This window comes from Frateuria sp., assembly GCF_013362045.1.
In the GTDB taxonomy this organism is placed as follows: Bacteria; Pseudomonadota; Gammaproteobacteria; order Xanthomonadales; family Rhodanobacteraceae; genus Frateuria_A.
In genome coordinates, this window is record NZ_JABFWW010000106.1 from 1 (window position 1) to 5,463 (window position 5,463).

General features: G+C 72.8%; 4 protein-coding genes. 3 read left to right on the forward strand and 1 reads right to left on the reverse strand.

Features of this window, described 5'->3' with window-relative positions:
* On the reverse strand, window positions 1-1,428 hold a 1,428-nt coding region (locus HOQ08_RS05085), incomplete at its 3' end, for an MFS transporter (RefSeq protein WP_291192296.1).
* A gap of 105 nt (window positions 1,429-1,533) precedes the next feature.
* Between HOQ08_RS05085 and HOQ08_RS05090 the strand changes: the two genes are divergently transcribed.
* From HOQ08_RS05090 to HOQ08_RS05100, 3 genes are all read left to right on the forward strand, one after another.
* Window positions 1,534-2,793: a multidrug effflux MFS transporter gene (locus HOQ08_RS05090; RefSeq protein WP_291192297.1), complete on the forward strand. Its 1,260-nt coding sequence runs from the start codon at window positions 1,534-1,536 to the stop codon at window positions 2,791-2,793.
* Between the two features lie 210 nt (window positions 2,794-3,003).
* Complete coding sequence (locus HOQ08_RS05095; protein WP_291192298.1) at window positions 3,004-4,134, forward strand: YbdK family carboxylate-amine ligase; 1,131 nt, start codon at window positions 3,004-3,006, stop codon at window positions 4,132-4,134.
* Window positions 4,131-5,288: a hypothetical protein gene (locus HOQ08_RS05100; RefSeq protein WP_291192299.1), complete on the forward strand. Its 1,158-nt coding sequence runs from the start codon at window positions 4,131-4,133 to the stop codon at window positions 5,286-5,288. The genes HOQ08_RS05095 and HOQ08_RS05100 overlap by 4 nt, the downstream gene beginning before the upstream one ends.
* The last annotated feature ends 175 nt before the right edge of the window (window positions 5,289-5,463 follow it).

Genomic DNA, 5,463 nt, shown 5'->3' on the forward strand with positions numbered 1-5,463 from the left:
CATCGCCAGGAAGGTGTCGGCCAGTCCTGCCGCGCCCGCGTGGACCGCCGCGTCGCCGCCCGCCAGGGCGCTCGTGGCAGCGCCGCCGCTGCCGGCGAAACGCGTGGAGGCATAGCCGAACAGGGGCGGCGCGATCGCTTCCAGCGCGAAGCGGAACGTCGCCCGCACACCCTCGGCGCGCCCCCACAGGGCCGAAGGCATCACGTCCAGACGCGCTGCGTCCAGCGCCGGGTTGGCGCCGCCGAGGCCCGCAGCGGCGAGAAAAAAGAACGGTCCGGCCAGCCACAGGGTGTCAAGCAGCAAGGCGGGCAGGAAGGCGGCAGCCGCGCCCAGGTACGCGGTCGCCGCGACCAGCACGCGCCCGGTGAGATGGCCCTGGCCGATCAGCCGGTCGCCCAGCCGCCCGGCCAGCAGCACGCCGCCGATCGCGCCCAGGCCGAGCAGCACCGCCAGGCTGCTCGCCGCCGTCTGGCCGAGATCGAAACGCCCGCGCATGAACACGATGGCGAAAGTGCGCAGGCCGGTGAAGTAGAAGTAGCCCAGCGCCGAGGCGAAGATCAGCGTCCGGTAAGTGGGTACCGCCAGCACGTAGCGCACTGCCCGCCACAGCGAGGCAGTGGCCGGGTCCATGTCCATCAGCGCCTGGCGCGGGCGCACGCCACGCCAGCGGATCACCCGCCGCAGCACGCCGCTGCTTGCCGACTCGCCCGTCGCAGATTGGGCCGGATCGCCATCGGACGGCACGCGGCGGGCCCCGACCGGGATGCTGCTCTGTCCGCCGCGCGCGGGCTCCGGCAGGTACCGCCACAGCACCAGCGCCAACACGAAGCCCAGCGCGGCCAGCACCCAGAACGAGGCGCGCCAGGACAGCCACGCCGCCACGTTGCCGCAAACCAGGAAGCCGAGCGCCACGCCGACCAGCTCGCCCACCAGCACGTAGCCGAAGACGCGCCCGCGCTCGCCCGGCCGGAAGAAATCGCCGGTCAGCGACGCCACCCCCGGCGATGCCGCTGCGGCGATCACGCCCAGCGCCAGGCGGCTGAGCAACAGCATCGGGTAAGACCCCGCTGCGCCGCTGACCAGCATGGTGGCCGACCATCCCGCCAGCGCCAGCGCCAACAGGCGCACGCGCGGCACGCGGTCCACCAAGGCGCCGAAGGGCAAAGTCATCACCGCGGCGACCGCGGTCGAGGCCGTCACCAGCCAGCCGATTTCCAGGTTGCCCACGCGGAGCGCGGCTTCGATCTGTGCGGCCACCGCGCCGACGGTCGCCTTGTCCGCCGCGTCCAGGCCGAGCACGCAGGCCAGCAGCGCGATCACCTTCAGCCGCGCCGGGCCGCCGGCCAGCGCCTCCAGCGGACGCTCGATGCCCCGGCGCAGCCATCCGGTCAGGGCAGCCGGGTGGGCGTCGGTGTGCGGCTGTGGCATGTCGTGTCCTGTGCGTCGCGGCCGGCCTGGCGCCGCCGCGCGCCTCACGAAACATTCTCGGGCGAGCGTCAATCGTGGCGGCCCGATCTGGCGCGGGGTCGCCACATGTCTTTCCCGCCAGCCGATTCCGGCACCCGCGCCGCCAACGGCGCGTCAACGACGCCGGCCGGGCGCGCACCGGTGCCGCGGCCGGCGTTGGCGTTGCTTGCCTTCATGATGGCGCTGGCACCCTTCGGCGATACCGAATACACGCCGGCGATGCCAGCCATCGCGCACGCCTTGCAGGCCGACTACGGCACCGTGCAGCTGACGATGACCTTCTACCTGGCCGGCTCGGCGGTCAGCCAGCTCGGCTACGGGCCGCTGGCCGACCACTATGGGCGGCGCCCGGTCATGCTCGCCGGCACCGCCTTGCTCGCCGCCGGCTTCTTGCTCAGCCTGGCCAGCTTTGCGATCTGGCCGCTGCTCGCCAGCCGCCTGGTCCAGGGCCTGGGCGCCAGCGCCAGCGGGGTGGTCGCCGACGCGGCGGTGCGCGATGCCTTCCCTGCCGACAGCCGCCAGCGCATCTACGCCAAGTTGAACGCGGCCTTCGCGCTGGCGCCGTCGATCGGCCCGGTCGCCGGCGCCTGGCTGGTGCGCGTGCTGGGCTGGCGTGCCAACTTCGCGGTACTGGCCGCGCTGGCGGCGCTGCTGTGGTACGCGGCATGGCGCTGGCTGCCGGAAACCCTTCCGCATCCGGACCATCGGGCGATTCGGCCGGACCGGCTCTGGCGCACATGGCAGCGCATCCTGGGCACGCCACGCTTCATGCTGCTCTCGCTGCTCGGCGGGTGCGCGGTCGGCGTGGTCTACACCGCGCTGATCGGCGCGCCGGACCTGGTGATCAACATGCTGGGCCAGGGCGGCGGCGCGATCGCGATCGTCGCGGTATCGATCCTGGCGGCCTTCGTGGCCGGGGCCGGGCTGTGCGTGCTGCTGACGCCGCGGATGGCGCCGGGCCTGATCATCGCCGGCGGCCTGGGCTTCCTGCTCGCCGGTTCCCTCACCCTGCTGGCCGTGGCGCTGTGGCTGGGTGCACGCGGCAGCCTGGCCGCGTTCCTGCTGCCGATCGGCGCGTGCTTCTGTGGCGTGGGATTGATCGTGCCGGTGACCACCGCCAGGGCGATGGCGCCGTTCCGCCGTACCGCCGGCAATGCGGCCTCGCTGCTGGGTTTCGTGCGGATGGGCGTGGCCGCGCTGGGCACGGTGGCGATGAGCGTGCTGCACCGGGGCTCGGTGCTGGACATGCCGATCGTGTTCCTCGCGCTGACCGGGGCAGCGGCCGTGGCGTTCGCCGCGTATGCGGCACGGGAGCGGCGCGCCTGATCCACGCGCAACCGCAATCCATCGCCGACGGCGCGCGATGGAGACAGCGCGGCCGCGGTACGCGACCGATTTCCTGCCGGCATCGGGCAGGTCGCCAACGGACGCCCGCAGCGTGGGCACTGCCACCCGTCCACCAACACGTGGCGAAGCCATCCTGCGGCAGGACAACGGTGGTCTGATCTGCACTCCACGAACCAGAGGGGAGTTGCCATGATCACGTTGGGTATCGAAGAAGAAGTGCAGGTGGTCGACGAGCACGGCCGGCTCGTCGCGCATGACCTGGCCGACGGCCTGACCAGGCACGCCACGCCGGAGGGTCAACTCGACAGGGAAATCCACCGCTGCGTGATCGAGCTCAAGACGCGCATCTGCAGCGACATAGACCAACTCGTGGAAGCGCTGCGTGCGGTGCGCGCCGCGGCACGGCGCAAGGCGGCGGCGCAGGGCCAGCGCATCCTGATCGCCGGCCTGCATCCCATCGCGCACTGGCAGCAGCAGCCGATGCACGAGGGGCCGCAATATCCGCACTACAGCCGCCTGATCGACGAGTACCAGGACGTCGCCCGCGCCGCCTTCAGCTTCGGCATGCACCTGCACCTGGGCTTTGCCGAGGGCGCGCCGCGCATGGCGATCATGAACCGCCTGCGCCACGTGCTGCCCGAGGTGCTGGCGCTGTCGGCCAGCTCGCCGTTCTTTGAGGGCCGCGACACGGGTCTGCAATCCTGGCGGCACAGCCTGCTCGACCGCTACCCGCGCATGGGCACGCCCGATGTGTGGACGAGCGAGCGCCACTACCAGTCGCACGTGGAGCGCCTGCGCCGGGTCGGCTGCATCCAGCCCGAACAGGGCCTGTGGCAGGACCTGCGACTGCACCACCGCTACGGCACGCTGGAGGTGCGCATCATGGACGCCCATCCGCACCTGGAGCGCATCGGCCTGATCGCCACCCTGCTCAAGTGGGAGGCGCAGACGCTGGAAGAGGAGCTGCGCGAAGGCCGCCAGGGACTGGTCTGGGAGCGTGCCTGCATCGACGAGAACAAGTGGCGCGCGCGCCGCTACGGGCTTGGCGCGCGGTGGATCGATTGGGACCGCGACGAGGTCCGCAGTACGCCCGCGCATTTCGAGCGGTGGTGGCGGCGCCTGGCCCCATGCGCCGCCAGCCACGGCGAGCGCGCGTACTGGGAGCGCCGCCTGGCCGACGCCCTGGCCGAAGGCAGCTTTGCCGATACGCTGCGCGCGCAGGCCGCCCGCGATGCGGACTGGACCGCCACGCTGCGATGGATGGCCGAGCAGGCGGCAGCCGACCTGCCCACGCTCGCGCACGCGGAGGGCTGGGCATGAACATGCAGCCGTCCATCCGTCTGGACGTCCTGGGCGCCGACCGGCTCGCGCTCGCCCTGGCCGCGGTCGACGCGCCGCACCTGCCGATCTCCATGCTGTCGGACCACTACGCCATCGGCAACGCGGCCCTGCGCCGGGCGCTGGAGGACAAGATCGCCCGGCTGGTGCGCGCGCTGGGGCCGCACCTGCAACCCGCGCGCGTCGGCTGGCCGGGTGCGCGCGCCGACGTGCTGGCGCTGGATCTGGCCTTCGTCGAGCATGCGCAGCGCCCGTTCGAGCTGGCCTGGGTGGAGATCCAGGCGTTCACCTCGATGCTGCCCACCTTTCACACCCTGCACCTGGCGCAGCGCCGCCTGCACGGGCTCGGCCCCCGATGGCTGCCGCACGGGATCCTGCCCCGTGGCGTCGGCTGGGTCGAACACCTGCGCCACTGGGTGGCGCCGCGCCCGGACACGGCGCTGATCGAGGACCAGCCGCGCCGCCGCGCGACCTGGCCCGACCTGGACGCAGCCCGGCACTGGTGGCAGGTGGACGTGCACGACTGGCGCGACCTGGTGCCGATGCAGGGCGAGCTCTGCTGCCCGGTCAGCCATTGCCGCTACGGCCACGTGTGGAACCGGCTGATACTCGACGACCTCGGCCCGCTCGACCGCCGCCGCGCCGAATCGGTGCTGCGCGCGGCCGACCGCGTGGGCTGGCACAGCCACCCGGCCTGGTACCAGGGCATCCACAAGGGCACGCTGGCCAGCCTGCCGCTGGCGCCGCACGAAGCCTGCCACTGGATCGAGGAAAGCCCGCTGCGCGCCGCCGGCTACGCCGATGCCGGCCGCTGGGTGGCCAAGTCGATCGGCGGCCATTCCGGCAGCGGCCTGCTGCTGGCGCCGACCATCGAAGATCTCGAGGCGCTGCCCACGCCGCGCCAGTGGATCGTGCAGAACCGCTTCCGCCAGCTGCCCATCGGCCGGCATCCGGTCACCGGGCAGCCGCTGTTCGGCGAGCTGCGCTGCATGCTCGGCCTGCGCGACGGGCAGCCGCCGTGGGTGATGGCGTGGATCCTGCGGCTGTCCAACAACGGCATCGCCACGCTGACCGGGCGGGACACCCGGCCCGGCGAAGGCATGACGCTGCTGTACTTCGAGGAGGGCGAGGCGTGAGGCACCGCGCGGCCGCCCCGCCGCGGGCGGCCCCGGCGGCGCTCAGCCGGGCCCTTGCGTCCCCGCCACCACCATCCACGACACGCCGAAGCGGTCGGCCACCATGCCGAAGCTCGAGGCAAAGAAGCTCGGCTCCAGCGGCTGCTGCACCTGGCCACCGTCGGCCAGCGCATCG

Bases quoted from the DNA above. Each gene is read 5' to 3' on its own strand.
- HOQ08_RS05095 (WP_291192298.1), top strand. From the start codon at position 3,004: ATGATCACGTTGGGTATCGAAGAAGAAGTGCAGGTGGTCGACGAGCAC.
- HOQ08_RS05090 (WP_291192297.1), top strand. From the start codon at position 1,534: ATGTCTTTCCCGCCAGCCGATTCCGGCACCCGCGCCGCCAACGGCGCG.
- HOQ08_RS05100 (WP_291192299.1), top strand. From the start codon at position 4,131: ATGAACATGCAGCCGTCCATCCGTCTGGACGTCCTGGGCGCCGACCGG.